General features: G+C 31.5%; 23 protein-coding genes. 22 read left to right on the forward strand and 1 reads right to left on the reverse strand.

Going from position 1 to position 25,826, the window contains the following annotated elements; genetic code table 11:
* Positions 1-133: 133 nt before the first annotated feature.
* The 4 genes from buk (at position 134) to folK (ending at position 3,486) form a co-directional block, all read left to right on the forward strand.
* On the forward strand, positions 134-1,201 hold the full coding sequence (gene buk / locus PZA12_RS01185; RefSeq protein ID WP_039772701.1) for a butyrate kinase: 1,068 nt from the start codon (positions 134-136) through the stop codon (positions 1,199-1,201).
* Positions 1,202-1,349: 148 nt separating this feature from the next.
* Positions 1,350-1,823 (forward strand): HD domain-containing protein, encoded by a 474-nt coding sequence (locus PZA12_RS01190; RefSeq protein WP_078116899.1) that lies wholly within the window; start codon positions 1,350-1,352, stop codon positions 1,821-1,823.
* A gap of 16 nt (positions 1,824-1,839) precedes the next feature.
* On the forward strand, positions 1,840-2,649 hold the full coding sequence (gene folP, locus PZA12_RS01195; RefSeq protein ID WP_077842563.1) for a dihydropteroate synthase: 810 nt from the start codon (positions 1,840-1,842) through the stop codon (positions 2,647-2,649).
* A gap of 12 nt (positions 2,650-2,661) precedes the next feature.
* Positions 2,662-3,486, forward strand: coding sequence for a 2-amino-4-hydroxy-6-hydroxymethyldihydropteridine diphosphokinase (gene folK / locus PZA12_RS01200; RefSeq protein WP_077842542.1), 825 nt, complete (start codon positions 2,662-2,664; stop codon positions 3,484-3,486).
* Between the two features lie 243 nt (positions 3,487-3,729).
* Here the strand turns inward: folK and PZA12_RS01205 are convergent, their stop codons facing one another.
* The gene (locus tag PZA12_RS01205) at positions 3,730-5,163 is read right to left on the reverse strand and encodes a DDE-type integrase/transposase/recombinase (RefSeq protein WP_168983577.1); all 1,434 of its coding nucleotides are present in this window, start codon (positions 5,161-5,163) and stop codon (positions 3,730-3,732) included.
* A gap of 173 nt (positions 5,164-5,336) precedes the next feature.
* Between PZA12_RS01205 and PZA12_RS01210 the strand changes: the two genes are divergently transcribed.
* From PZA12_RS01210 to PZA12_RS01295, 18 genes are all read left to right on the forward strand, one after another.
* Entirely contained in the window at positions 5,337-6,173 is an 837-nt protein-coding gene (locus PZA12_RS01210; protein ID WP_078116900.1) for an AIM24 family protein, read from the forward strand.
* A 198-nt stretch (positions 6,174-6,371) separates the two neighbouring features.
* Positions 6,372-6,680 (forward strand): YerC/YecD family TrpR-related protein, encoded by a 309-nt coding sequence (locus PZA12_RS01215; RefSeq protein ID WP_077837302.1) that lies wholly within the window; start codon positions 6,372-6,374, stop codon positions 6,678-6,680.
* A 216-nt stretch (positions 6,681-6,896) separates the two neighbouring features.
* Positions 6,897-8,243 (forward strand): phosphoglucosamine mutase, encoded by a 1,347-nt coding sequence (gene glmM / locus PZA12_RS01220; protein WP_077842541.1) that lies wholly within the window; start codon positions 6,897-6,899, stop codon positions 8,241-8,243.
* 226 nt (positions 8,244-8,469) lie between these two features.
* Positions 8,470-8,895, forward strand: coding sequence for a hypothetical protein (locus tag PZA12_RS01225; RefSeq protein ID WP_078116901.1), 426 nt, complete (start codon positions 8,470-8,472; stop codon positions 8,893-8,895).
* Positions 8,896-9,435: 540 nt separating this feature from the next.
* Complete coding sequence (gene ilvN / locus PZA12_RS01230; protein ID WP_077837263.1) at positions 9,436-9,945, forward strand: acetolactate synthase small subunit; 510 nt, start codon at positions 9,436-9,438, stop codon at positions 9,943-9,945.
* A 65-nt stretch (positions 9,946-10,010) separates the two neighbouring features.
* Positions 10,011-11,606, forward strand: a complete 1,596-nt coding sequence (gene cimA, locus PZA12_RS01235; RefSeq protein ID WP_077837262.1) for a citramalate synthase — start codon at positions 10,011-10,013, stop codon at positions 11,604-11,606.
* Between the two features lie 13 nt (positions 11,607-11,619).
* Positions 11,620-12,879 (forward strand): 3-isopropylmalate dehydratase large subunit, encoded by a 1,260-nt coding sequence (gene leuC, locus PZA12_RS01240; protein WP_078116902.1) that lies wholly within the window; start codon positions 11,620-11,622, stop codon positions 12,877-12,879.
* 13 nt (positions 12,880-12,892) lie between these two features.
* Complete coding sequence (gene leuD / locus PZA12_RS01245; RefSeq protein WP_017209668.1) at positions 12,893-13,378, forward strand: 3-isopropylmalate dehydratase small subunit; 486 nt, start codon at positions 12,893-12,895, stop codon at positions 13,376-13,378.
* Positions 13,379-13,513: 135 nt separating this feature from the next.
* Complete coding sequence (leuB, locus tag PZA12_RS01250) at positions 13,514-14,596, forward strand: 3-isopropylmalate dehydrogenase (RefSeq protein ID WP_078116903.1); 1,083 nt, start codon at positions 13,514-13,516, stop codon at positions 14,594-14,596.
* Between the two features lie 69 nt (positions 14,597-14,665).
* The gene (gene ilvB / locus PZA12_RS01255) at positions 14,666-16,339 is read left to right on the forward strand and encodes a biosynthetic-type acetolactate synthase large subunit (protein ID WP_078116904.1); all 1,674 of its coding nucleotides are present in this window, start codon (positions 14,666-14,668) and stop codon (positions 16,337-16,339) included.
* Between the two features lie 12 nt (positions 16,340-16,351).
* Positions 16,352-17,356, forward strand: a complete 1,005-nt coding sequence (gene ilvC / locus PZA12_RS01260) for a ketol-acid reductoisomerase (RefSeq protein ID WP_011967570.1) — start codon at positions 16,352-16,354, stop codon at positions 17,354-17,356.
* Between the two features lie 101 nt (positions 17,357-17,457).
* Entirely contained in the window at positions 17,458-17,721 is a 264-nt protein-coding gene (locus PZA12_RS01265; protein WP_078116905.1) for a GIY-YIG nuclease family protein, read from the forward strand.
* Between the two features lie 369 nt (positions 17,722-18,090).
* Entirely contained in the window at positions 18,091-19,404 is a 1,314-nt protein-coding gene (locus PZA12_RS01270; RefSeq protein ID WP_017209787.1) for an ABC transporter substrate-binding protein, read from the forward strand.
* Positions 19,405-19,512: 108 nt separating this feature from the next.
* A complete protein-coding gene (locus tag PZA12_RS01275; protein ID WP_078116906.1) occupies positions 19,513-20,379 on the forward strand; it encodes a carbohydrate ABC transporter permease in 867 nt (288 codons plus the stop codon).
* Positions 20,379-21,278 carry a carbohydrate ABC transporter permease gene (locus tag PZA12_RS01280; RefSeq protein WP_078116907.1) on the forward strand — a complete coding sequence of 300 codons (900 nt, stop codon included), beginning with the start codon at positions 20,379-20,381 and terminating at the stop codon, positions 21,276-21,278. The genes PZA12_RS01275 and PZA12_RS01280 overlap by 1 nt, the downstream gene beginning before the upstream one ends.
* Before the next feature lie 155 nt (positions 21,279-21,433).
* Positions 21,434-22,924 carry a 4-alpha-glucanotransferase gene (gene malQ, locus PZA12_RS01285; protein ID WP_078116908.1) on the forward strand — a complete coding sequence of 497 codons (1,491 nt, stop codon included), beginning with the start codon at positions 21,434-21,436 and terminating at the stop codon, positions 22,922-22,924.
* A gap of 386 nt (positions 22,925-23,310) precedes the next feature.
* A complete protein-coding gene (locus PZA12_RS01290; protein ID WP_041893549.1) occupies positions 23,311-24,312 on the forward strand; it encodes a LacI family DNA-binding transcriptional regulator in 1,002 nt (333 codons plus the stop codon).
* Between the two features lie 237 nt (positions 24,313-24,549).
* On the forward strand, positions 24,550-25,758 hold the full coding sequence (locus PZA12_RS01295; RefSeq protein WP_078116909.1) for a CapA family protein: 1,209 nt from the start codon (positions 24,550-24,552) through the stop codon (positions 25,756-25,758).
* Positions 25,759-25,826: the final 68 nt, after the last annotated feature.

The raw sequence follows: 25,826 nt of genomic DNA on the forward strand, positions 1-25,826 counted from the left end.
ATAATAATTAATGCATAATTAATGGAGAGATTTATATGGAATTTGCAATGCACTTTTAGATTCTATAATAATTTCTTCCGAAAATTATGCATTATGACTGTATAGAATGCATTAAATTTAAGGGGGATTCAGAATGTCATATAAGCTATTAATAATCAATCCAGGTTCAACATCAACAAAGATTGGTGTTTACGAAGGAGAAAAGGAACTATTTGAAGAAACTTTAAGACACACAAATGAAGAAATAAAGAGATATGATACAATATATGATCAATTCGAATTTAGAAAAGAAGTTATATTAAATGTTCTTAAAGAAAAGAATTTTGATATAAAGACTTTAAGTGCTATTGTTGGTAGAGGTGGAATGCTTAGACCAGTTGAAGGTGGAACATATGCAGTAAATGATGCAATGGTTGAAGATTTAAAAGTTGGAGTTCAAGGACCTCATGCTTCTAACCTTGGTGGAATAATTGCTAAGTCAATTGGAGATGAATTAAATATTCCATCATTTATAGTAGATCCAGTTGTTACAGATGAGTTAGCAGATGTAGCAAGACTATCTGGAGTACCAGAATTACCAAGAAAAAGTAAATTCCACGCTTTAAATCAAAAAGCAGTAGCTAAAAGATATGGAAAAGAAAGTGGACAAGGATATGAAAACCTAAATCTTGTAGTTGTACATATGGGTGGAGGCGTTTCAGTTGGTGCTCACAATCATGGGAAAGTTGTCGATGTAAATAATGCATTAGATGGAGATGGCCCATTCTCACCAGAAAGAGCTGGATCAGTTCCAATTGGTGATTTAGTTAAAATGTGTTTTAGTGGAAAATATAGTGAAGCAGAAGTATATGGCAAGGTTGTAGGAAAAGGTGGATTTGTTGGTTATCTAAACACAAATGATGTAAAAGGTGTTATTGATAAGATGGAAGAAGGAGATAAAGAATGTGAATCAATATATAAAGCATTTGTTTATCAAATTTCGAAAGCAATTGGAGAAATGTCAGTTGTATTAGAAGGTAAAGTTGATCAAATTATTTTTACCGGAGGAATTGCATACTCACCAACACTTGTTCCAGACCTTAAAGCAAAAGTTGAATGGATAGCCCCAGTTACAGTTTATCCTGGAGAAGATGAATTACTTGCTCTAGCTCAAGGTGCTATAAGAGTACTTGATGGAGAAGAACAAGCTAAGGTTTACTAGACGTAAAGATACACCTAGAGATATTTTCTAGGTGTATTTTTTTATTTACATAAAATTCGCATATGTATATCGCTAAACTGTGACCAAATGATATAATAAAATAATCGTAATGATATTTAGTAAAGAATAAGTTTAATTGGGGTATGATATGGATAGATTTAATTGTATTTTGAATGACACAGAATATATATATTATCTAAAAAGAAATAAAAAGTTTGAAAAAGATAGAAAATTTTGCAAGCATAATTTAAAACACTTTTTAGATGTAGCACGAATAGCACAATTGATAAATCTCGAAGAAGGTTTAGGATTTAACAAAGAAATTATATATACTACTGCAATTCTCCACGACATAGGAAAGTCGCTTCAGTATGAAAATGGAACACCTCATGAAATAGCATCATGGGAGATTTCAAAAGAAATTTTACATAATTACAGATATAATGAGGAAGAAATTGAAATCATAAAACAAGGAATACTAGGTCATAGAGATAAAAAAAGTGAAAACTTTGCGCAGCTCATGTATAGAGCAGATAAACTCTCACGACTGTGCATTAGCTGCAAGTCTATTGATGAATGTAATTGGGGAGATGAAAAGAAAAATTTTAAAATATATTATTAAAAGGAGCTATAAATCAATGAAAATAGGAAGTAAGGAATTTAATATAGGGGAGAGAACATATATTATGGGAATATTAAATTTTACTCCAGATTCTTTCTCAGATGGAGGAAAATTTAATGACATCGATATTGCTATAAAACATGTGAAGGAAATGATAGATAATGGAGCTGACATAATAGATGTAGGAGGGGAATCTACAAGACCTGGATATGAGATAGTAAGTGAAGAAGAAGAAATTTCAAGAGTTGTACCTATAATAAAGGCTATAAAAGAAAATTTCGATATATCAGTATCAATAGATACATATAAAGCTAAAGTTGCAGAGCAGGCAATAAAAGCTGGTGCGAACCTTATTAATGATATATGGGGATTTAAAAAAGATAAAGATATGGCAAAAGTTGCGGCAAAATATAATGTACCTTGTTGTCTAATGCATAATAGAGATAATACAGAGTATAAAAATTTAATGGAAGATATATTAAATGATCTGAAAGAATGTATTAATATTGCTAAGGATGCTGGAGTAAAAGACGAAAATATAATATTAGATCCAGGCATAGGTTTTGGAAAGACTTATGAACAAAATTTAGAAACTATGAATAACTTAGAAAGAATCAAAGACTTGGGATATCCGATATTGCTTGGTACATCTAGGAAGTCTATGATAGGATTAGCTCTTAATTTACCTGTAGAGGAAAGAATAGAGGGGACAGTTGCAACAACAGTTATTGGAATAATGAAAGATGCTTGTGATTTTGTAAGAGTTCATGATGTGCTTGAAAATTCAAGAGCAGCAAAGATGACTGATATAATCGTAAGAAGATAGGATGGATGAGTTTTGGATAAGATGTATATAAGGGAGCTAGAGTTATTTGGTTTTCATGGAGTTTTCGAAGAGGAAAAAAGATTAGGTCAAAAGTTCATTTTATCTTTTGAGTTAGATATAGATCTAAAATTAGCAGGAAAAACTGGAGATTTAACTAAAACAGTTCATTATGGTGAATTGTGTGAAAAAATTGAAGACGAATTTAAAAGAAAGAACTATGATCTTATAGAAACAGCAACTTTAAATTTAGCTGATTTTATTCTTAATGAATATAAGATAATAGAAGGTGTTAAGGTGTTCTTAAAAAAACCTTGGGCACCTATAAAGAAACATTTAGATACTGTAGAAATAATGATTGAAAGAAGAAGGCACAAAGCATATATAAGTTTAGGATCCAATATCGGGAATAAGGAACAATATTTAGAGGACGCAATAAATAAAATATCTGCAGAAAAAAATATTGAAATAATAAGAAAGTCATCGTTTATTAAAACAAAACCATGGGGATACTTAGAACAGGAAGATTTTTTAAATGGTGTTGTGGAAATAGAAACCATATTAGAAGCAGAAGAACTTATGGATTTATTACTTGGAATTGAAACAGATCTAGATAGAAAGAGGACTATAAAGTGGGGACCTAGAACTATTGATCTGGATATTATTATGTATGATTCAGTGGTTTCTTCAAATGAAAAGGTGATTCTCCCACACCCAAGAATGCATGAGAGAGAATTTGTATTAAAACCATTAAGTGAAATAGCACCATATCTTATGCATCCTGTGCTCAATAAGAGAGTATTTACTCTTTTAGAGGAGCTAGAGAAAAAAGAAAATTAAAAATATGAAACAGCTTATTATAAGGTAGTGTAAAAAATATATGAAAAATCAATCCAACTACCATTTAATGTTAAATTATGTTTGCTAGTTGCCCTTGACACACCTAAAGATAAATGGTCTTAGGCAGTTAAGGACGGGTGAATGATAATTTTGAACATGACTAATAGACCCGCCTATTGAGATATTTTACCATTTATCTTTGTGGGCGTGTCAAGGGTGCGTTTCACCAACTGCTTTAGATCATTAGGCAGTTATTGTACAGTTATTTAGAACAAAGTCTTGAGATAGTTCAATAAATTTGCACCATCTAGTAGGCATGTTGGACATTGACTCTAACTCTTCAAGGATTACAGGAGTTTTGCCTTCAAGGGCAGAATGTGGTCTTAGAAAGTTAAAGTATGCCACAAACATAGTTACAAATGCAACCGACCCGTTAGGACTTCCGAAGCCAGTAGTAGCTCTATAATTGCCTTTAAAGGTTCGGTTAAGACGTTCAATAATTTGCTTCAATGGCCTATATTCTTTTGAAACTTCATCTTTATTGGTTAAGCCTATAACTTGAGTAACATCGAATTTTATACTATGGCTTGCAAAGAAGTGCTGTGCAAGAAGATATATAGGGTTACCATCAGTTATAAGATTAAGATCTTCAGGTATTTCTTTTAACTTACTTAGAACATCATCGATGGCTTTTACAGCCGTTTCGGTATCTCTATGTGGTGATACTCTGTAAGATAGAATAATCTTTTTAACAGCATCAAAAAAGAAGAAAATATAGTTCCACTTACCGTTAACTTTTATGTAGGTTTCATCGCCGCAGAAAGAGTCAGAAAGTTTATAATCGTAGTTATCTATAAATGGCTTAACTACAATTGAAACGGCATTAACATAGTTTAAAATTGCTTGATGAGATATTTTAATATCATGAATATCTTTAAGCAATGCAGCTGTCTTTCTGGAAGATAAACCGTAGTTAACGTAGTAAGTTAGAATGAGTCCTAAGGTGTAAGAAGAAATCATAATGTTTGGAAGAGAAACCTTTGATTTTACCGGACTTTCTTTAGAAAGTGGCTTAAAGTCAAAAGTGAAATCTCTAAATATGTATCTAACTTTGAACTTACCAGGATTCTTCTTAAAATCTTGTTTTTCAGATTTTGTCATTGATTTAAGATTATTTTGGTAAAAAGAGCAATTATCATTCTTACACTTATAAACGTAGAAATCCTTACGCGCCTTGATTCTTTCAAGTGTTTTACTGCAGTGAGGACATCTTAACACTATGGATTTCTGATAGTAATTTTTAGGATTGAATGTGGTATCACAGACTTTGCAAAGATATTGTCCTCGGCCTCCGTTATTATCGTAAAGATAGGTATGTGGAGCACCACACTTAGGACAGATAACATCCTTAGGAGCTAACGCTTTGTTTTTGCGAGGTTTCACAGGAGCAAATTCTTTGCCGTGCTTAAACTCATATTCAGCTATTAGAAGCTTATAGTTAAGTTTTTCGGGAACATCAAAGATTGGTTGATCATCTACTTGAAGCTTTCGGTATTCTTTCTTAACAGGTTCGTCCGAAATGCTTTTAAGCAAGTTTTTGCCAACCAGCAAAGTCATGAGATACTTTATAATTTCAATAAGATAAATTACAGTTTCAAGAAGAAACTTATTAATCATGGTAATAGCTTGCCTCCTTTTTTAGTTCAGTGTTTTTGTTTTGCAAGTATAAAATATCTTAACTTTTTGGGGGTGGCAAGTTATTTATATAAAAAATAAGAAAAATTAAAGGGTTGCTGCCTTAGTTAGATAAAAAACTTTGACAGTACCTATTATAAGGTAGGGGTAATTTTATGAGAAGTTCACTAAAGTTTACTAACAAATTAAATATGTTATCTGAAATGGAATGTGAATCAACGTTTCAAATATTGGAATATGAGAATTTAGATGGAGCGACTGATGTTCAAACTGCTTTGGGACTTAATATAATGAAAAAGAGTGGGATAAAATTAAAACAAGTGAGAATATTGCTAGAAGATAGTTCGGTAACACTTGAACCAGGCTCTTTGAGCTATATGAAAGGGAAGATTCAAATAACAAATAAATCAGGTGGGTTGTTGGGACTTGGCAAAAAGATAATATCAAGTAAACTAATAGGGGAAAGCATATTTAGGCCTACTTATAGTGGGACTGGGGAAATATTTTTAGAGCCTTCTTTCGGTCATTTTGCATTAATAGAACTAGAGGATGATGAAATAGTTGTGGGAGATAATATGTTCTATGCATGTGAAGAAGGTATAGAAATTGATGCAACAATGCAAAAAAATGTATCATCAGCCTTTCTAGGGAATGAGGGGTTATATCAAACTAGGATAGAAGGTAGCGGAATAGTTGTTCTTAAGGTTCCAGTTCCAGAAAGTGAAATATTTAAATGTATATTAATTAACGATACTTTAAAGGTAGATGGAAACTTTGCTATCTTAAGGACAGGAAACATTGAATTCTCAGTGGAGAAATCATCTAAATCAATTATAGGAACTGCAGTTAGTGGAGAAGGTATGGTTAATGTATATAGAGGTACTGGAGAAGTTTGGTTAGTACCTACAAAAAGCATATACAAGGATTTAAATATTAAGGGATTGGACGCGATAAGTGGCATAAACCCAGAAAGTAATGTTGAAGATTTATGATTAGAATATATAAATAGAGTATTATAAATTTAATTAAAGAAGAAGTGTATTATAAATTTTATTTTATAATAAGCTTCTTCTTTGTTTTATGAATTTTATGTAATTCATATTAATATATGCTTTGATATATTAAAGTTGTAAAGTAAGCTTTAGATGGTTATAATTAAAGAGAAAATAAGTATTACAAGAGGTGATAAAGTGAGTTCTTTAGAGTCAAAGCTAAAAAGTAAAGAATTAGATTTATTTTTTAAATCAATTTTAGAACTTAAAAATATAGATGAATGTTATAAATTCTTTGAAGATGTAGCGACAATAAATGAAGTTAAATCATTAGCACAAAGATTACATGTAGCAAAGCTACTTAAAGGTAAAAAGACTTATTCAGAAATAGCTGAAATAACTGGCGCGAGTACTGCAACTATTAGTAGAGTTAATAGATGTTTAAATTATGGAAGTGATGGATATAATTTAGTTTTAGAAAGATTAAATGATGAAAATATAGACTAACATAGATGCTGATTCTAGAAATACTATTCTTATATGTAATTAATTGTAAAATAGTAATATTATAACAGAAAGAGAAGATTGTAAATACGTGTTAAAAATATTATACTATTTAAGGTAGGCACTGAAGAAATTACAAATAATATTATCCATTGTAGATGATTAAGTATATTATAGTAATTGAGTGACTATAACAGAATAAAAAAGTGAGGTAAAATTATGGGTAGAATGTTTGGAACTGATGGCGTTAGAGGAGTTGCAAATACAGAATTAACAGCAAGAATTGCGTATGATCTTGGAAGAGCAGGAGCATATGTATTAACAGAAGGAGCTCATAAGCCTAAAATATTAGTGGCAAAAGATACAAGAATATCAGGAGATATGTTAGAATCAGCATTAATAGCAGGAATACTATCAGTTGGAGCTGAAGCAATAGTGCTTGGAGTAGTACCTACACCAGCTGTTGCATACTTAACAAGAAAATATGGAGCAGATGCGGGTGTTATGATTTCTGCATCGCATAATCCGGTAGAATATAATGGGATTAAGTTCTTTAACGATAAAGGGTACAAGCTTTCAGATGAATTGGAAGATGAGATTCAAAGAGTTATTGAAAGTGATTTTGAAGAAGTTCCAAGTCCAACAGGCACAGATTTGGGAAGAGAGACAATTGAAGTGTCAGCATTAGATGATTATATAGAATTTGCTAAAAACACAATACCTTATAGCTTGAAGGGATTAAAAATAGCATTAGATTGTGCCAATGGAGCTGCATATAAATCATCAGTAAAAGCGTTTAGAGAGCTAGGTGCTGATGTATTTGTAATTAATGACAATCCAGATGGAACAAACATAAATGAAAATTGTGGATCTACACATCCAGAAGAATTAATGGAATATGTAATTAAAAAGAAATGCGATTTAGGTTTTGCCTTTGATGGAGATGCAGATAGATGCTTGGCTGTTGATGAAAAAGGTAATTTAATAAATGGTGATTTCATACTAATGTTATGTGCAAAATATTTAAAAGAACTTGGTAAGTTAAAAGATGATACATTAGTTGTAACTGTAATGAGTAATCTTGGATTAGATATTGCATGCAAAAATGAAAAAATAAACATTATTAAGACTGCTGTTGGAGATAGATATGTTTTAGAAGAAATGGTTAAAAACAAATATGTCTTAGGTGGAGAACAATCAGGACATGTTATATTTTTAGATTATAATTCAACTGGAGATGGATTAGTAACAGCGCTTCAAATTGCAGGGATAGTTAAGAAAAAGGAAAAAACATTATCTGAATTATGTTCAATAATGAAGGAATTACCACAAGTTTTAGCTAATGCAACAATACCAAATGATAAAAAAGATTTGTATTTGACAGATGATGAAATACAAAACGAAATAAGAAAGATAGAAGAAGCTTTAAATGGTGTTGGAAGAGTACTTATAAGACCATCTGGAACTGAACCGCTAGTAAGAGTAATGCTTGAAGGAGAAAATCAAGCTGAGATAGATGAAATGGCTCATAATTTAGCAAATTTAATCGAGAAGAAATATAATTAATTAAATAAGGTATATATAACTTTGTTAAGAGGAACTCTATTAAATGAGTTCCTTTTTTGTTTATCTATCTAAAATGGATAAAACTAATTTAAAATTGCTATAAGTTTATAAAATTGCTTGAAACTTTGCTTTTTACAGATAATTTTTTATGAATAACAAATGAGCAATAAGGGGATAAATAGATTAATACATAAAATAATAATACGTTGATAAAGGAGGCATTTATATGGACAAAGAACCTTATAATGAATATCTAGTAGTGATGCCAACTGGTAACTGCAAGGGATTTAACGATATAGAAGGAGCAAAAGCATATATTAATATGTATTATGAATTACGTCTTGATGATGTTTTTCATAAGGATGGTTATAATGATGCTACTGAAATAGGTGGAGATGAATATAGGTACAACGTATTTACACAGTTAGGTGCCGAAGAGGGAGCTAAATGCGAGATATATAAAACTGTGTCATTCATTGAAGAAATTAATAAAGAGTTAGTCTTTGAAGATGAAAAGGAAGAAATAATTTCAAAGTTATGTGAAGCAAAAATAAATTTTAACATATATGAGTATAGTTTAGATACAGTTTTAGCAAACATTCAAGAAGTTGAATATATGGAGGATTATGGAACAAAGATTAGTAGAATGTAATACTCCAAATTAAAAAATCAATAAAAGCAAGCTTATTTAAATTGTTAATTTAAACTACTATAAAAATTGATATAATTAAATTAAGTCTTGGTGTATTGATATATAGTTAAAAAAAAGCGTAAAAAAATAACAAATAGTTAATTTTCATATATTGTAAATATATAAAAAAATGATAATGGAAAATATATAATTAAAATGTTGACAACAATAAAAACCGAGAGTACAATTTAGTCTAACAGGAAAATCAAATAGGTCCTTAAGCTATAAAATGCTGAGATGGAGAAAATTATTTAGTAGATAAGTTGCAGAGAGTCGATGGCTGGTGAGAATCGATACTTTAGCTCTATAATTATCACTCCTGAGCAGAATCCAGAAAGAGGAATAACCGTTCCTTGAGTAAAAGATATCCGGTGTGCATCCGTTATATGCAAGGGTTTGTTAGAACCTAGTGATATTATGTAAGGCGGAATATTATCCCACTTCTTATGATTTATATCATTAAGGGTGGATTTTTTTAACCATTTTTAAGGGGGGAAGGCAATGGAGAAGCATGTATTATCTGTCTTAGTAAAGAATTCATCTGGTGTTTTGAGTAGAGTAAGTGGATTGTTTTCAAGAAGAGGATACAATATCGATAGTTTAACTGTGGGTAGAACTGAAGATCCTTTGATTTCGAGAATGACAATTACACTTATGGGAGACGAGAATGTATTAGAACAGGTTAAAAAGCAATTAAACAAATTAGAAGATGTTATAAGGGTTATAAACTTTAAAGCTGATGACTCTGTTTATAGAGAATTAGTGCTAATTAAAGTAAAGGCAAATGCAGAAAACAGAGCAGCAATAAATGAAACTGTAAATATTTTTAGAAGCAAGATAATTGACCTGTCTACAGACACTTTAACGATAGAATTAACTGGGGATGAAAATAAAATATCAGCATTAATAAACCTGATGGAGGAGTATGGAATAGAAGAATTGGTTAGAACAGGTGTGACAGCACTACAAAGAGGGGAAAAAACTATAAGAAATTCCATTGAATCTTATTAATGTATATTAAATAAAGATAATCTAAAAGCAATAAGGCAATAAAATGAAAAGGGGGATAATCATATATGGCTCAGAATCAGGTGAAAATATTTGATTCTACTCTAAGAGATGGAGCCCAAGGTCAAGGAATTTCATTTTCATTAGAAGATAAAATTAAAATAGTAAAAGTTTTGGATGAGATTAAAGTTGATTACATTGAAGCTGGTAATCCAGGATCAAATCCGAAAGATATGGAATTCTTTAAAAGGCTTAAGGATGTGGAACTTAAGAACGCAAAGGTCGTAGCATTTGGATCTACACGAAGACCTAAAATTAACGTAGAAGATGACAAAAATCTAAAAGATTTACTGTCATCAGGGGCAGACACAATTGTTGTATTTGGGAAGTCATGGGACTTTCAAGTAACAGATATTATAAAAACTTCTTTAAGTGAAAATGTAAATATGATAAAAGACACAATTGAGTATTTGTGTGTTAAGGGGAAAGAAGTAATATTTGATGCAGAACATTTTTATGATGGATATAAAGCTAACAAAGAGTATGCGATGGCAACTTTAAAGGCAGCAGAAGAAGCAGGGGCAAAAGTAGTTGTGCTATGTGACACTAATGGGGGAACTTTACCTCAAGAGATATATAACATAACTAAAAGCATAAAAGAAACAATGAAGGTTGAACTGGGAATTCATAGCCATGACGATATGGGGATGGCAGTTGCAAATTCGATTATGGCAGTGGAGGCAGGAGCGAGTCAGATTCAAGGAACCTTTATTGGAATAGGAGAAAGATGCGGGAATGCTAATTTAAGCACAATAATACCTACATTAAAACTAAAGCTTGGATATAAAGTGTTAAATGATAACGAGCTAGTAAATCTAACAAAAACATCTAGGTATATTGCTGAAATTTGTAATATCACATTATCAGATGAAGATCCATTTGTAGGAAATTCAGCGTTTGCTCATAAAGGTGGAATGCATATAGATGCAGTAACTAAATCACCAAAATCATATGAACATATAGAGCCAGAATTGGTAGGGAATAAGAGGCGCTTTTTAGTATCTGAGGTAAGTGGTAAAAGTACAATTTTACAGGAAATACAAAAGATATTTCCTAATATATCTAAGGATGATAAATCGGTTCAAAAAATTACAGATAGATTGAAAGAACTAGAATATGATGGGTATCAATTTGAAGGAGCAGAAGGAACAGTTGAATTAGTTATAAGAAAAATTATTGGAAAGTACAAACCGTTCTTTAAATTGAATCATTTTAAGATCATTGGTGAACAACCCTATGGATCAGAGGATTTCTCATCAACAGCAGTAATAAATATTACAGTTGATGGACAAAATGAGATGACAGCAGCAGAAGGGGAAGGACCTGTGAATGCTTTAGATAAGGCTATTAGGAAAGCACTAGAAGTTTTTTATCCGGAATTAAAACAGGCAAGATTAGTAGATTATAAAGTTAGGGTTTTGGATTCAGAAAGTGCTACTGAGGCAAAGGTAAGAGTATTAATTGAATCAACAGATGGGATTGAAAGTTGGAGTACTGTTGGGGTATCTCGGGATGTAATTCAAGCTAGTTGGATAGCTCTAGTGGATTCAATAGAATATAAATTAATAAAAGATATTGAAAGAAAAGTAAAAGCATATTTTTAAGGGGGACTAAAACATGGGAATGACAATGACTCAAAAAATCTTAGCAGCACATGCGGGATTGGAAGCTGTAAAAGCTGGACAATTAATTGAAGCAAATCTTGATTTAGTATTAGGAAATGATATTACAACTCCAGTAGCTGTAAATGAATTTAAGAAATTTGGAACAGATAAAGTATTTAGCAAAAGCCAAATTGCTATAGTACCAGATCACTTTACTCCTAACAAAGATATAAAGGCAGCAGAACAAGTTAAATATATTAGAGAATTTGCTCAAAATATGGAGATAGAAAATTTCTTTGAAGTTGGAGAAATGGGAATTGAACATTGCCTACTTCCTGAAAAAGGACTAGTTGTTGCTGGAGATGTTGTTATAGGAGCTGATTCACATACATGTACTTATGGAGCACTTGGGGCTTTTTCAACAGGAATAGGATCAACTGATATGGCAGCTGGTATGGCTACAGGAAAGTGTTGGTTTAAGGTACCATCTGCTTTAAAATTCGTACTTAAGAATAAACCAGCAAAATGGGTAAGTGGTAAGGATATAATCTTACACATAATCGGAATGATTGGTGTTGACGGTGCTCTATATAAATCAATGGAATTTGTAGGTGATGGCTTACAATATCTTTCAATGGATGATAGATTTACAATGGCAAATATGGCAATAGAGGCTGGTGGAAAGAATGGAATTTTCCCAGTTGATGATAAAACTGAAGAATATTTAAAAGGTCATGCTTCTAGAGAATGGAAGGTTTATGAAGCTGACGAAGATGCAGAATATGATAAAGTATTTGAAATTGATTTAAGTGAATTAAGACCAACAGTTTCATTTCCTCACTTACCAGACAATACAAGAACAATTGATAATACTGGCGATGTAGCTATTGATCAGGTTGTAATTGGATCATGCACAAATGGTAGAATTTCAGATTTAAGAATAGCTAGAGATATCTTAAAAGGAAAGAAAGTTAAAAAGGGTATCAGATGTATAGTTATCCCTGGAACTCAAAAAATTTATTTACAAGCAATAAAAGAAGGAATAGTTACTGACTTGGTAGAGGCTGGAGCAGCATTTTCAACACCGACTTGTGGACCATGTTTAGGTGGACATATGGGAATCTTAGCTAAAGGTGAAAGATGTGTATCTACAACAAACAGAAATTTTGTAGGAAGAATGGGGCATGTTGAGTCAGAAGTATATCTAGCAAGTCCAGCAGTGGCAGCAGCGTCTGCTCTAACTGGAAAAATAACTGATCCTGAATTAGTGTAGGAGGTATTTAGTAATGAGCGTAAAAGGTAAAGTATTCAAATATGGTGATAATGTAGATACAGACGTAATAATTCCAGCAAGATATTTAAACACTTCGGATGCTAAAGAACTTGCTGCACATTGTATGGAAGATATAGATGTGGATTTCGTTAAAAATGTAAAGAGTGGGGATATAATTGTTGCAAATAAGAATTTTGGATGTGGTTCTTCAAGAGAACATGCACCTTTAGCAATTAAAACAGCAGGGGTTAGCTGCGTTATTGCATCAACTTTCGCAAGAATATTTTATAGAAATGCAATCAATATTGGGTTACCAATTTTAGAATGTGATGAAGCTGTAAAAAATATTGATGCAGGAGATGAATTAGAAGTTGATTTCTCAACAGGTCTTATTAAAAATTTAACTAAGAGCCAAGAGTATCAAGGAGAAGCATTCCCTGAATTTATGCAAAAGATCATCGATAATGATGGATTGATTGGGTATATAAGAAATAGGTAGAAAAATTTATTATTAAAAGAAAAATTAAATTAATATATTTTCATCAGATAAAGATACTAATAAATAGAATTAACAATTAAATTTTGATTAAAAAGCAATAAGAAATAGGTAATTATTAAGAGGGGGATTATCATAATGAAATGTAATATAGCTGTAATACCAGGGGATGGAATTGGCCCAGAAGTGATAGATGAAACAATAAAAGTTTTAAAAGTTATTGGAGATAAATTTGGGCATAGATTTGAATATGAATATGTATTAGCAGGTGGATGTGCTATTGATAAAGAAGGAACTCCACTTCCAGAAGCAACTTTAGAAGCATGTAAAAAAAGTGATGCAGTTCTACTTGGAGCTGTTGGAGGCCCTAAGTGGGATGATCCTACTGCTAAAATAAGACCAGAGCAAGCACTACTAGGATTAAGGGGTGCATTAAATCTTTATTGTAATTTAAGACCAGCAGTACTATATGCTCCATTAAAAAATGAATCACCACTTAAAGATAGCATTGTTAAAGATGGGATAGATATCTGCATAGTTAGAGAATTAACAGGTGGAATTTACTTTGGAGAAAGAGGATTGGAAGAAGTAGATGGAGTAAAGAGTGCTTATGACACTGAAAGATATAATGTAAATGAAATAACTAGAATTGCTAAAATAGGATTTGAAACAGCAATGAAAAGAAATAAGAAACTTACAAGTGTAGATAAAGCTAACATATTAGAAAGTTCTAGACTTTGGAGAAGTGTAGTTAACGAGATGGCTAAGGATTACCCAGAAGTGGAAGTGAATCACTTGTATGTAGATAATACTGCTATGCAGTTAGTAAAAGATCCAAATCAATTTGATGTAATTGTAACTTCAAATATATTTGGAGATATATTATCAGATGAAGCAAGTATGGTTACAGGTTCAATAGGTATGTTACCTTCAGCATCTCTTGGTGAAGGAACCCTTGGAATGTATGAACCAATTCATGGAAGTGCTCCTGATATCGCAGGACAAGGAATTGCTAATCCGTTAGCAACTATTCTTTCAGCAGCAATGATGCTTAGGTATAGTTTTTCATTAGAGGAAGAAGCAAAATCTATTGAAAATGCAGTTTTAGAAGTTCTTGAAGATGGATATAGAACTGGAGATATAATGACTGAAGGTAAGAAGAAAGTTGGAACAATTGAAATGGGAAATCTAGTTCGCGAGAAATTAGAGGCAGCAAAATAGAATCTAAATCAATTTATACATTGTTAGTTATCAAACAGAGATCATTTTATAAGCAAAGGAGTGAATAAAATGTTATTGACGGGGGCTGAAATATTAATAAAGTCGTTGCTTGATGAAGGAGTAGAGACTATATTTGGATATCCAGGTGGGGCAGTATTAAATATATATGATGAGTTATATAAATATAAGGATAAAATTCGTCATGTTCTCACTTGCCATGAGCAGGGAGCATCACATGCGGCTGACGGATATGCAAGGGCCACTGGAAAAGTTGGAGTTTGTCTTGCAACTTCAGGACCTGGAGCTACCAACTTAGTAACAGGTATTGCTACTGCATATATGGATTCAATTCCAATGGTTGCTATTACGGGAAATGTGGCAAAGCCATTACTTGGAAAGGATAGTTTTCAAGAGGTTGATATAACTGGAATTACAATGCCTATAACAAAACATAATTATATTGTAAGGGATATTAATGAACTTCAGGATATAATAAGGGAAGCTTTTTATATAGCCCAGGAGGGGAGACCAGGCCCAGTATTAATAGATATTCCAAAAGATATTACTGCTGAAAAAACTCAATATAATAAGATAATTCCTAAAGAGGTCATTAGAAAATCAGAGCATATTACAGAAAAATCATTACAGGAAGCTGTTGAGTTAATAAATCAAAGCAAGAGACCTCTTATATATGCTGGCGGAGGTATAGGTATATCTGGAGCAACATCTGAATTAATAAAATTTGCGGAAAAGATAAATTGTCCTGTATCAACATCGCTTATGTGCATGTCGGAGTTTCCAAATGATCATGAATTATATACTGGTATGATAGGTATGCATGGAACAAAAGCATCAAATATTGCTGCAACTAAATGTGATTTATTAATAACTCTTGGAGCTAGATTTAGTGATAGAGTTATAAGCAATCAAAATCATATAAAAAATGCAAAGATATTACAAATAGATGTTGATCCAGCAGAAATAAATAAAAATATAAAAGTTGATACATGTATAGTAGGAGATTTAAAGGTGGCACTAAATCAATTAATACCAATAATTGATGAAAAGAAAAATGACGAATGGTTGAATACTATAAATAATTTAAAAGAGAATAATAAATTAGTGCCATGCTGCGATTTGACTCCGGAATTGTTCTTTGATAGGTTGAATAAATTAAATGACGGAAGTTTTATAATTTCTACTGAAGTTGGGCAACATCAAATGTGGACTGCTCAATATTTCAATTTTAAAAGTGAAAGAACATTTATAACATCAGGTGGGCTTGGAACTATGGGATATGGTCTTGGAGCAGCAATTGGAGCTCAGATAGGTAGACTTGATAAAAGAGTATTTAATATTGCAGGGGATGGAAGTTTTGGAATGAACTGCAATGAATTAGTTACTGCTGTTAAAAACAATCTTCCATTAATTCAAGTTATTATGAATAATAATTGTTTAGGAATGGTAAGGCAATGGCAAGATTTCTTCTACGAAGGAAGATATTCTGAGACAACCTTAGATAGACCTACAGATTACGTTAAGCTTGCTGAAGCTTTTGGAGCTAAAGCATTTAGAATAACTCAAGTAGATGAAATAGACGATATACTTAGAAAAGCTCTGGATTCAGAAGGTCCAGTTCTTATAGATTATCTAATAAACAGTGATAAAAAAGTTTTTCCTATGGTTGCACCTGGTGCGCCAATTAACCAAATAATAAGTGAAGAAGATATTAATATTAACTAGGAGGTCATTAAAATGCCAAAAATGTATTACGAAAAAGACACAGATTTAAATTTATTAAGAGGAAAGAAAGTTGCTATAATAGGATATGGTAGCCAAGGGCACGCACATGCATTAAATCTTCATGAAAGTGGAGTAGATGTTGTTGTTGGATTGTATAACGGAAGTAAATCTTGGGCTAAAGCAGAAGCAGCAGGATTGCAAGTTGCAACTGTTGCAGATGCAGCAAAAGCAGCAGATTTAATCATGATTTTATTACCAGATGAAAAACAAGCAAAAATATATAATGAAGAAATTGCTCCAAACTTAGAAGAAGGAAATGCATTAGTATTTGCTCATGGATTTAACATACACTTTGGTCAAGTGGTTCCACCATCATACGTTGATGTATTTATGGTTGCTCCTAAAGGTCCAGGACATTTAGTAAGAAGAACATATACTGAAGGTGCTGGAGTACCTTGTTTAATAGCTGTACATCAGGATGCAACAGGAAAAGCTAAACAATATGCATTAGCATATGCTAATGGAATTGGAGGAGCAAGAGCAGGAGTTCTTGAAACTACATTTAAAGATGAAACAGAAACAGATTTATTCGGAGAACAAGCAGTTCTTTGTGGCGGAGTTTCAGAACTTATCAAAGCTGGATTTGAAACTTTAGTAGAAGCAGGCTATGCTCCAGAAAATGCTTACTTTGAATGTATGCATGAAATGAAATTAATCGTTGATTTATTATATCAAGGTGGATTAAGCATGATGAGATATTCAATTTCAGATACTGCTGAATATGGAGATTACCAAATTGGTAGAAGAATCATCACAGATGAAACTAAGAAAGAAATGAAGAAAGTTCTTACTGAAATTCAAGATGGTACATTTGCTAAAAACTGGTTATTGGAAAACCAAACTAATAGACCAGGATTTAATGCAAGAAGAAGAATGGAAGCAGAACATCCAATTGAAAAAGTTGGTAAGGAATTAAGAGGAATGATGAGCTGGATTGATACAGCTAAAGTAGACTAATATTAAAAATTTTTAGAAGACGAGATTCGTAGATGATCGTCTTCTTTTTTGATATAATTTTATTAAGATATTAAATTATAAGTCAAGAGTTGAGGTAATACATGAATTATGTGTATATTGTAGAATGTTCAGATAGAACACTTTATACAGGATGGACAAATAACTTAAGAAAAAGAATTCAAATGCATTCGGATGGATGCGGAGCAAAGTATACAAGGGGTAGAGGGCCTGTTAAATTAGTATATCATGAAGTGTTTGAAAATAGAAAAGATGCAATGAAAAGAGAATATGAAATAAAAAAGTTAACAAGAAAAGATAAGTTAATATTAATAAGTACGTATGAGGGCGAAAATAGATATGAATAAATGAGAAGAATCTATGCAACCGTTTTTATAAAGCGGCTTATAATTGAGTAAATGGTAATAAAACATAGAAAAACTATTAAATTTAATAAAAAACAAAGGAAAATATAATTTGTAAAAGTTTTCTTTGGTTGATATACTTATATCATTAAGAAGTAGATTTACTTGAGAAAAGGTTAACGAATAGGGTCTGGATAGCTTGATATGCTAAAAAGACTACATTTTTTTAAAAGTTTCGCAATCGTTTGCGAAGGGAAGTGATTAACATACATACTTAAATAAATTTTTAGGTATGTGTTATATAAATATATGTTTGGTATTCTTGAAAATTATTTAGAATGTTAAACAAAATTTTAATGGAGGGGTATTTAAATGAAAACAAAACAAATATTATCAACAATTTTAGCTTCTACATTATTGGCTGGTACTATGGTTGGATGCGGAAGCTCATCAGGAGCAAGTTCGCAAAGTTCAAGCGATGCTGGAAGTGGAAAAACAATTAAAGTATATCAATTAAAGGTTGAAATCAATGATGCACTTCAAGAACTTGCTAAAAAATATGAAAAAGAAAAAGGCGTAAAAGTCGAAGTTACTTCAGTGGGCGGTGGAGCTGATTATGGCGCATCGTTAAAGGCAGAATTTCAAAAAGGTACGGAGCCAGATATATTTATGATTCAAGGAGCTGGGGATTATGAAACTTGGAAACATAAAATTGATGATTTAAGCGATCAAGGCTGGGTTAAAAATGCTGTTAAAGGAACACTAGATACAGTAACTATCGACGGAAAAGTATATGGAATGCCAGCAGCAACAGAAGGGTATGGCTTGTTATATAATAAAGATATTTTGGACAAGGCTGGTATCGATCCCAAATCTCTAGATTCCTTTGATAAATTAAAAGCAGCGTTTGAGACATTAGATAGTAAAAAGGCAGAATTAGGCCTTGATAATGTTGTGTCTTATACAACAAAAGAATTTTGGGTTACTGGTAATCATACATTTAATATACCACTTGCAACTCAAGATAATCCAGCTCAATTTACAAAGGACTATCTTGCAGGCAAAGCAGATATAGTTAATAATAAGCAATTTAATGAGTGGATGAACTTAGTTGAATTACTTTGTAAATATGGTGGAGGAAAGAGTCTAGATACTATAGATTATAGTACTCAAGTTGGTAACTTTGCGCTTGGAAAGACTGCATTCTTACATCAAGGTAACTGGGTTGCTGGGGATTTACAAAAGTTGGAGGATCCAAATAAGAAGTTCCATATGGGATTTGCACCACTTGCAATTAATAATGATCCAAAAATGAGTGGATCTATTCCAGTAGGTGTTCCAATGTATTGGGTAGTAAATAAAGATTCTAAAATTAATAAAGAAGCTAAAGAATTCTTAGATTGGATGGTTACAAGTCAAACAGGTCAAGAGGCATTAGTTAAGGATATGAATATGATTCCAGCATTTACAAACTTCACAGTTGAAAGTGATAATGAATTAAATAAATCAATATCTGAATATAACAAAGAAGGAAAGACTCTTCCTTGGGCATTCACTAATCTACCAGATGGATTTAACAAGAATAGCTTAGCACCTTTATTCTCTAAATTTATTAATACTGATATGGGGCCACAAGCAAAGAAAGATATGCTACAAGGAATTCAAGATGCTACAAAAGCTAAATAATATTAGATAAGATTTATTCATGAGGGGATTAATACCTCCTCATGAATTTTGTATAAATATTTTAAATTATAAGATAGCGCTGAATATTATTAGGAAAGGAGTAAGTGTATGAGTAAGAAATCACGAGATATTAAAGATTTTTGGATTTTTGTCGGACCAGCTTTATTTGCTATGACAATGGTTGTAATAATTCCGTTTATAATAGGTATATATTATACATTTACAAATTGGAATGGTGCTAATCCTCATTATGATTTTGTTGGAATAAAAAATTATACAGGAATCTTTAAAGATGTACAATTTATATATTCTCTAAAGATAACAGTATTATATACAATTGCGAGTGTAATAACTATAAATATAATAGGGTTTGGACTAGCGTATATAGTAACTAGAAAATTAAAAACTAGTAGTTTCTTAAGAACCGGATTCTTTATGCCAAACTTAATAGGAGGATTAATTCTAGGTTTTATATGGCAATTTATGTTCAATTCAGTATTTACAGGAGTTGGTAAAGCATTGGGAAGTGCAACACTTTCAACATCACTTTTACAAGCTCCAACTACAGCAATGCTAGCAATGCTAATAGTTTCCACATGGCAATATGCTGGATATATAATGGTTATTTATGTGGCAGCCCTTGAAAATGTTCCGACTGACTTAATAGAAGCAGCGCATATTGATGGAGCTAATGGGTGGCATACATTTAAAAATATAACAATACCTATGGTTAGACAAGCGGTCACAATTTGCTTATTCTTAACTTTAGCAAATTCATTTAAGTTATTTGATTTGAATTTTTCACTTACACCAATGAAAACCACTGAAATGTTAGCATTAAATATTTACAATGAAGCGTTTATTGTGAACAATATGGGAATAGGACAAGCAAAAGCTATTATATTCTTTATACTAGTAACTACTATTTCTTTAACTCAAGTTTACTTTAATAAGAAAAAGGAGGTAGAGGTATAATGGAGCCAAGTAAAGTTGTTAATAATATAGAAAAAGTTAAAGCAAATAAAAAGCTAAAGACACTAGATAGTTATACTAGCAGATTAAAACTATTAGAAGTATTTTCATGGTTACTATTGATAGCATATATGACACCATTTTACTTGATGCTTATAAATTCATTTAAGACAAGAAGAGAGATTTTTTCAAACACAACTGGTCTTCCTGACACATGGAATTTTCAGAATTATTTAGATGCTATGAAAAAAATGAGTGTAATAAGTTCATTTGCAAATTCTATGATAATAACTATAGGAAGTGTGATACTAATAATTCTTTTTTCATCAATGGCTTCATGGATGCTAGTAAGGGATCAGTCAAGAAAGAGTAAGATAATATTTTATATATTCACTTCTGGAATGATTGTTCCATTTCAAGCGGTAATGATACCACTTGTAAAATGGATGGCAAAAATCCAGTTCGGACCATTTCAAATGCTAGGAACACACTATGGGCTTATCTTTATGTACATAGGGTTTGGGGTCAGCATGAGCATATTCTTATATCATGGTTTCATTAAAGGAGTACCAAAAGAAGTTGAAGAAGCGGCAACTATAGATGGATGCAGTAAATGGCAGACATATGTGAAAATTCTATTGCCATTATTAAAGCCAATTACTGTTACAGTTGCAGTTTTAAATAGCATATGGATATGGAATGACTTTTTGCTACCATTTTTAACTATAAACGGAAAGATAAATACTATACCATTAGCTATGAACAATTTCTTCGGAGCGTTTTCGAAACAATGGGAATTAGCAATGGCAGCATTAATTTTAGCAATAATTCCAATAATCATATTCTACTTCTTTGTTCAAAAGCATATCATTGCAGGTATTGTTCAAGGATCTATAAAATAGTTATTAAGAGAGAGTATATTAGTTATGGTTACTATATTCTTAATTAATGTAGTTTAATATGTTTCTTTGCGCAAACGGTTGCTTCGGGCATGAAGAGAGTAGAGATTAGTTATAGAAGTAAATTTAAAACAAACGTTGGAAATTAGGAGGAATATATGAATAGAAGTAGTGGTATAATAATGCACATTGCTTCTCTGCCAGGAAAGTATGGAATAGGGACATTTGGTAAAGAAGCATATAAATTTGGAGATTTTCTAAAAAAGGCGGGTCAGAAGTATTGGCAGATACTGCCGCTAGGGCCTACAAGTTTTGGAGATTCACCATATCAATCTTTCTCAGCATTTGCAGGGAATCCGTATTTTATAGATTTTGATATTTTAAGACATGATGGATTTTTAGATGAAAGTGATTATTATTCAGTGAATTTTGGGGAAAGTTCAGAGGATATAGATTATGGTTTGATTTTCAAAGAAAAATTAAGGGTATTAAAAATAGCATACAAAAAATTTAAATCAAGACAAGATAAGGATTTAATTAAATTTCAAGAAGCTGAGGCCTATTGGCTTGATGATTATGCATTGTATATGTCAGTAAAAAAACATTTTGATTTGAAGAGCTGGTATGAATGGGATGAAGATATTAGGTTAAGAAAACCAGAGGCAATAAATAGGTATAAAATCTTATTAGAAGATGAAATAGGATTTTGGAAGTTTTTGCAATATGAGTTCTATAAACAATGGAATCATTTAAAAGCTTATATTAATAATTTGGGAATTGAAATAATAGGAGATATGCCTATATATGTGGCAGAGGACAGTGCTGATGTATGGGGAAATCCTGAGGCATTTTTACTTAATAAAAAGACACTAAAACCATTAAAAGTTGCTGGATGTCCTCCGGATATATTTGCTGCCACAGGACAATTATGGGGAAATCCAATCTATGATTGGTGCTATATGGAGAAAACGGACTATAAATGGTGGGTGGATCGCATAAGACAAAGTTTGAACTTATATGATGTACTTAGAATAGATCATTTTAAAGGGTTTGAATCATATTGGTCTATTCCTTATGGAGATCTAACAGCAGAAAATGGTGAATGGGTTAAAGGCCCTGGAATAAAAGTTTTTAATTCAATTAAAGATGAGCTTGGTGAAGTTAATATAATTGCAGAAGATCTAGGTACACTTACTAAAGAAACAATAAAGCTTAGAAATGACACAGGGTTTCCTGGAATGAAGATATTGACATTTGGGTTTGATTCAGATAGTTCAAATCCTTTTTTACCTCATAATTATGAAAAGAACTTTATAGTTTACACTGGTACACATGATAATGATACTGTAAGAGGATGGATTGAAAAAACAGCACCTAAAGAAGAAGTTCAAAGAGCAATAGCGTATTTAGGCCTAAATAAAGAAGAGGGGTATAACTGGGGATTTATTAGGGGTGCTTGGAGCAGCAGCGCGAATATTTCCATAGCACAAATGCAAGATTTCTTGAATTTGGGAAATGAAGCCAGAATTAATTTGCCTTCAACATTGGGGAATAATTGGCGTTGGAGAGTAAGGAAAGATGCATTGACGGATCAGTTAGCAGAAAAGATTCATCAGATTACTAGAACTTATGGAAGATGTGATAATTAGTAGGTACTATAGTAAATGTAAAGCATAATAGTAATTTATATGAAAGATAATCTCTACAATAATATATACTCATTAATTATGGTGGAGATTAGCTACATATTTATTTGTTAATTAGAGAGCGTTCCTCAATTTATGATTCCTAGTAATAGCAAGAAAGATTATTTGATTGCTGTTTAATAAAACCATATATATGGCAATTGTAACATTATTTTAAGTATGTTAATATTAAAATTATTAAAGGAAAATAGTTATAAAGCGTGACATATATAAGCTTTTACTGTCATTAAGAGATTATTCCTAAAAAGGTAGTATATTAGAATGTGATTAAGATGTTTTTATGTTAGTAAACTTTATAAGTAATTTATTATTGAGAATAGGAGTAAGTTATGAAAGTTACAATAAAGGAAGTAGCAAAAGAAGCGAATGTATCTCCATCAACTGTATCGAGAGTTATATCAGATAGTTCACAGATAAGTGAAGAAACTAAGGAAAGAGTTAGAGATGCGATAAAGAGATTGAAATACAAGCCAAATGCGATAGCTAGGAGCCTGGCAAATAAGAAAAGCAGAATATTAGGTGTAGTTTTACCTAATGAGGCTCAAGACTTAATCACTAACACGTTTTTTATTCAAGCTATGAAAGGGATGAGCAAATATGCTCAAAATAAGAAGTACTATATTACATATGCATTTAGTGAGGATGAAAAGGCTGAATTAGAATATATAAATAATTTCATAACAAGTAACTTAGTTGATGGAATATGTTTATTACGTGCAAGAACTGATGATAGAAGTATTAAATATCTTAAGGAAACACAATTCCCATTTGTAGTAATAGGAAGACCGGAAGAATCGGAAAATTTGCTATGGGTTGATAATGACAATTTTCAGGCCACTTACAATTTAGTAAATGAACTTGTAAAAAAGGGGCATAAATCCATTGCTTTTCTAGGCGCAAAGAAGGACTGGAATGTTACAAAAGATAGATTTAAAGGGTTCAAAGTTGCATGCGAAATTAATGGAATTTCAATACAGGATAAAAATTTTGCGATTATGGATGATTTTAATGAACAGGAAGGAATAGATGGAACAATTAAATTGTTAGAAAATATTACTCCTACAGCCATAATAGCAGAGGATGATGTATTAGCATTTGGTACGCTTAAGGTAATCAATGAGAGAAAAATTAAAAATATAGATGTGGTGGGATTTAATAATAGTCCATTAGCGGAGCTTCAAGTACCATCATTATCATCAGTTGACATTAAGTCTGAAGAACTAGGGTATTATGCTACAAAAATTTTAATAGATTTTCTAGAAAATAATGATACAGCGATAAATCACTATATTATAGATACTAAGTTAGTAAAAAGAGAATCATTTAAGTAATAAAATGTGATATTTAAATTTATATAATTCAAGGTAATTGGTGAGAGTTAAAACTTTATCAACACTTATTAGGTTTTATTAAATATTAGGAATACATTTTAAACAAAAGAATTCTTTCATGAACAAATATTGTTGGGATTTAGAGGGAGTATTATATATAAAATATAGAATCAAAATGTATAATATGTTAGTATTTGTATAAAGATAACTCAAAACTAAAAAGTTAGGGGTCTATATATGAATGATAAAAACTCTAGGATCAGCCACGGAGAAACATACATAAGAGATAGGAAGAAAAAAAGTAATTATTTAAAATATATAACTTTTATATTGGTAGCTATATTAGTCTTAACTAGTTCTTTAATCTATTTAAAGTATGGAAAAGGATTAAGTGATAAAAAAAATACAGCTAACGATAAAGTAAATGGGGAAACTGATAAGTCAATTGATGATGACAAGTATAAAACTAATAAACTCAAAGAACCAATAAAGAAAACGATTGTTATTTCTTTCGCGGGGGACTTCACTTTAGGGACTGACACTAAATTCCCTTATGATGGTAGCCTACCAGCAGCGTTCATAGGTAGTGGAAAGAATTACTCTTATTTCATGCAAAATGTATCGAGCGTATTTAGTAAAGATGACTATACATTAGTGAATTTAGAAACTACATTTACAGATTCCAAAGATAAAGCACATAAAGATGGAGAAGTATTTTATAATTTTAAAGGACCTAAGGAATACGTTAACATTCTTACTAGCGGATCAATAGAAGGTGTTACGATAGCAAATAATCATATCTATGATTATGGAAAGCAAGGGATAAATGATACGATTAATACTTTAAAAGAAAAGAATATTGATATATGTGGTGAAGGATATAAAATATTAAAGGATATTCAAGGAATAAAATTTGGATTTTTAGGGTATACAGGTTGGGAATATTCTAATAATTTAAAATCTAAAATAATAGGTGATATTAGTGAGTTAAGAAAGCAGGGAGCAGAAGTTGTTATTCCATACTTTCATTGGGGAGTAGAGAGAAAATATGAACCAGATAATGTTCAAAAAAGTTTAGCTAGATTTTCTATAGATAATGGAGCTGATGCGGTTATTGGTTCTCATCCACATGTAATTGAAAGTATGGAAAACTATAAGGGGAAGTTTATAGCATATTCTATGGGAAACTTTTGTTTTGGAGGAAATTCCAATCCATCAGATAAAAGAACTTTTATACTTCAAATTAAAGTTAATACTGAAGATGATAAATTATCTAGCCTTGAGTATAAAGTAATTCCAGCAATGATTTCTTCAAGAGATGATAAAAATGATTATATTCCAACTTTAGCAGGTGGTGAGAATAGGACTGAAATATTAAGGAAATTAAATGAGTTATCGCCAACGCTAAATGGGAATATTAAAGATGAATTTTTTAAAATTAAATAAAGTTTTTATTGTTAATAAATATAAAAGGCTGCTTTGAAATAATTACTTCGAAGCAGCCTTTATGTTAA

This window comes from Clostridium beijerinckii (assembly GCF_036699995.1).
GTDB classification, from domain to species: Bacteria; Bacillota; Clostridia; order Clostridiales; family Clostridiaceae; genus Clostridium; species Clostridium helianthi.

Bases quoted from the DNA above. Each gene is read 5' to 3' on its own strand.
- buk (WP_039772701.1), top strand. From the start codon at position 134: ATGTCATATAAGCTATTAATAATCAATCCAGGTTCAACATCAACAAAG.
- PZA12_RS01190 (WP_078116899.1), top strand. From the start codon at position 1,350: ATGGATAGATTTAATTGTATTTTGAATGACACAGAATATATATATTAT.
- folP (WP_077842563.1), top strand. From the start codon at position 1,840: ATGAAAATAGGAAGTAAGGAATTTAATATAGGGGAGAGAACATATATT.
- PZA12_RS01205 (WP_168983577.1), bottom strand. From the start codon at position 5,163: ATGATTAATAAGTTTCTTCTTGAAACTGTAATTTATCTTATTGAAATT.
- PZA12_RS01210 (WP_078116900.1), top strand. From the start codon at position 5,337: ATGAGAAGTTCACTAAAGTTTACTAACAAATTAAATATGTTATCTGAA.
- glmM (WP_077842541.1), top strand. From the start codon at position 6,897: ATGGGTAGAATGTTTGGAACTGATGGCGTTAGAGGAGTTGCAAATACA.
- PZA12_RS01225 (WP_078116901.1), top strand. From the start codon at position 8,470: ATGGACAAAGAACCTTATAATGAATATCTAGTAGTGATGCCAACTGGT.
- ilvN (WP_077837263.1), top strand. From the start codon at position 9,436: ATGGAGAAGCATGTATTATCTGTCTTAGTAAAGAATTCATCTGGTGTT.
- cimA (WP_077837262.1), top strand. From the start codon at position 10,011: ATGGCTCAGAATCAGGTGAAAATATTTGATTCTACTCTAAGAGATGGA.
- leuC (WP_078116902.1), top strand. From the start codon at position 11,620: ATGGGAATGACAATGACTCAAAAAATCTTAGCAGCACATGCGGGATTG.
- leuD (WP_017209668.1), top strand. From the start codon at position 12,893: ATGAGCGTAAAAGGTAAAGTATTCAAATATGGTGATAATGTAGATACA.
- leuB (WP_078116903.1), top strand. From the start codon at position 13,514: ATGAAATGTAATATAGCTGTAATACCAGGGGATGGAATTGGCCCAGAA.
- ilvB (WP_078116904.1), top strand. From the start codon at position 14,666: ATGTTATTGACGGGGGCTGAAATATTAATAAAGTCGTTGCTTGATGAA.
- ilvC (WP_011967570.1), top strand. From the start codon at position 16,352: ATGCCAAAAATGTATTACGAAAAAGACACAGATTTAAATTTATTAAGA.
- PZA12_RS01265 (WP_078116905.1), top strand. From the start codon at position 17,458: ATGAATTATGTGTATATTGTAGAATGTTCAGATAGAACACTTTATACA.
- PZA12_RS01270 (WP_017209787.1), top strand. From the start codon at position 18,091: ATGAAAACAAAACAAATATTATCAACAATTTTAGCTTCTACATTATTG.
- PZA12_RS01275 (WP_078116906.1), top strand. From the start codon at position 19,513: ATGAGTAAGAAATCACGAGATATTAAAGATTTTTGGATTTTTGTCGGA.
- PZA12_RS01280 (WP_078116907.1), top strand. From the start codon at position 20,379: ATGGAGCCAAGTAAAGTTGTTAATAATATAGAAAAAGTTAAAGCAAAT.
- malQ (WP_078116908.1), top strand. From the start codon at position 21,434: ATGAATAGAAGTAGTGGTATAATAATGCACATTGCTTCTCTGCCAGGA.
- PZA12_RS01290 (WP_041893549.1), top strand. From the start codon at position 23,311: ATGAAAGTTACAATAAAGGAAGTAGCAAAAGAAGCGAATGTATCTCCA.
- PZA12_RS01295 (WP_078116909.1), top strand. From the start codon at position 24,550: ATGAATGATAAAAACTCTAGGATCAGCCACGGAGAAACATACATAAGA.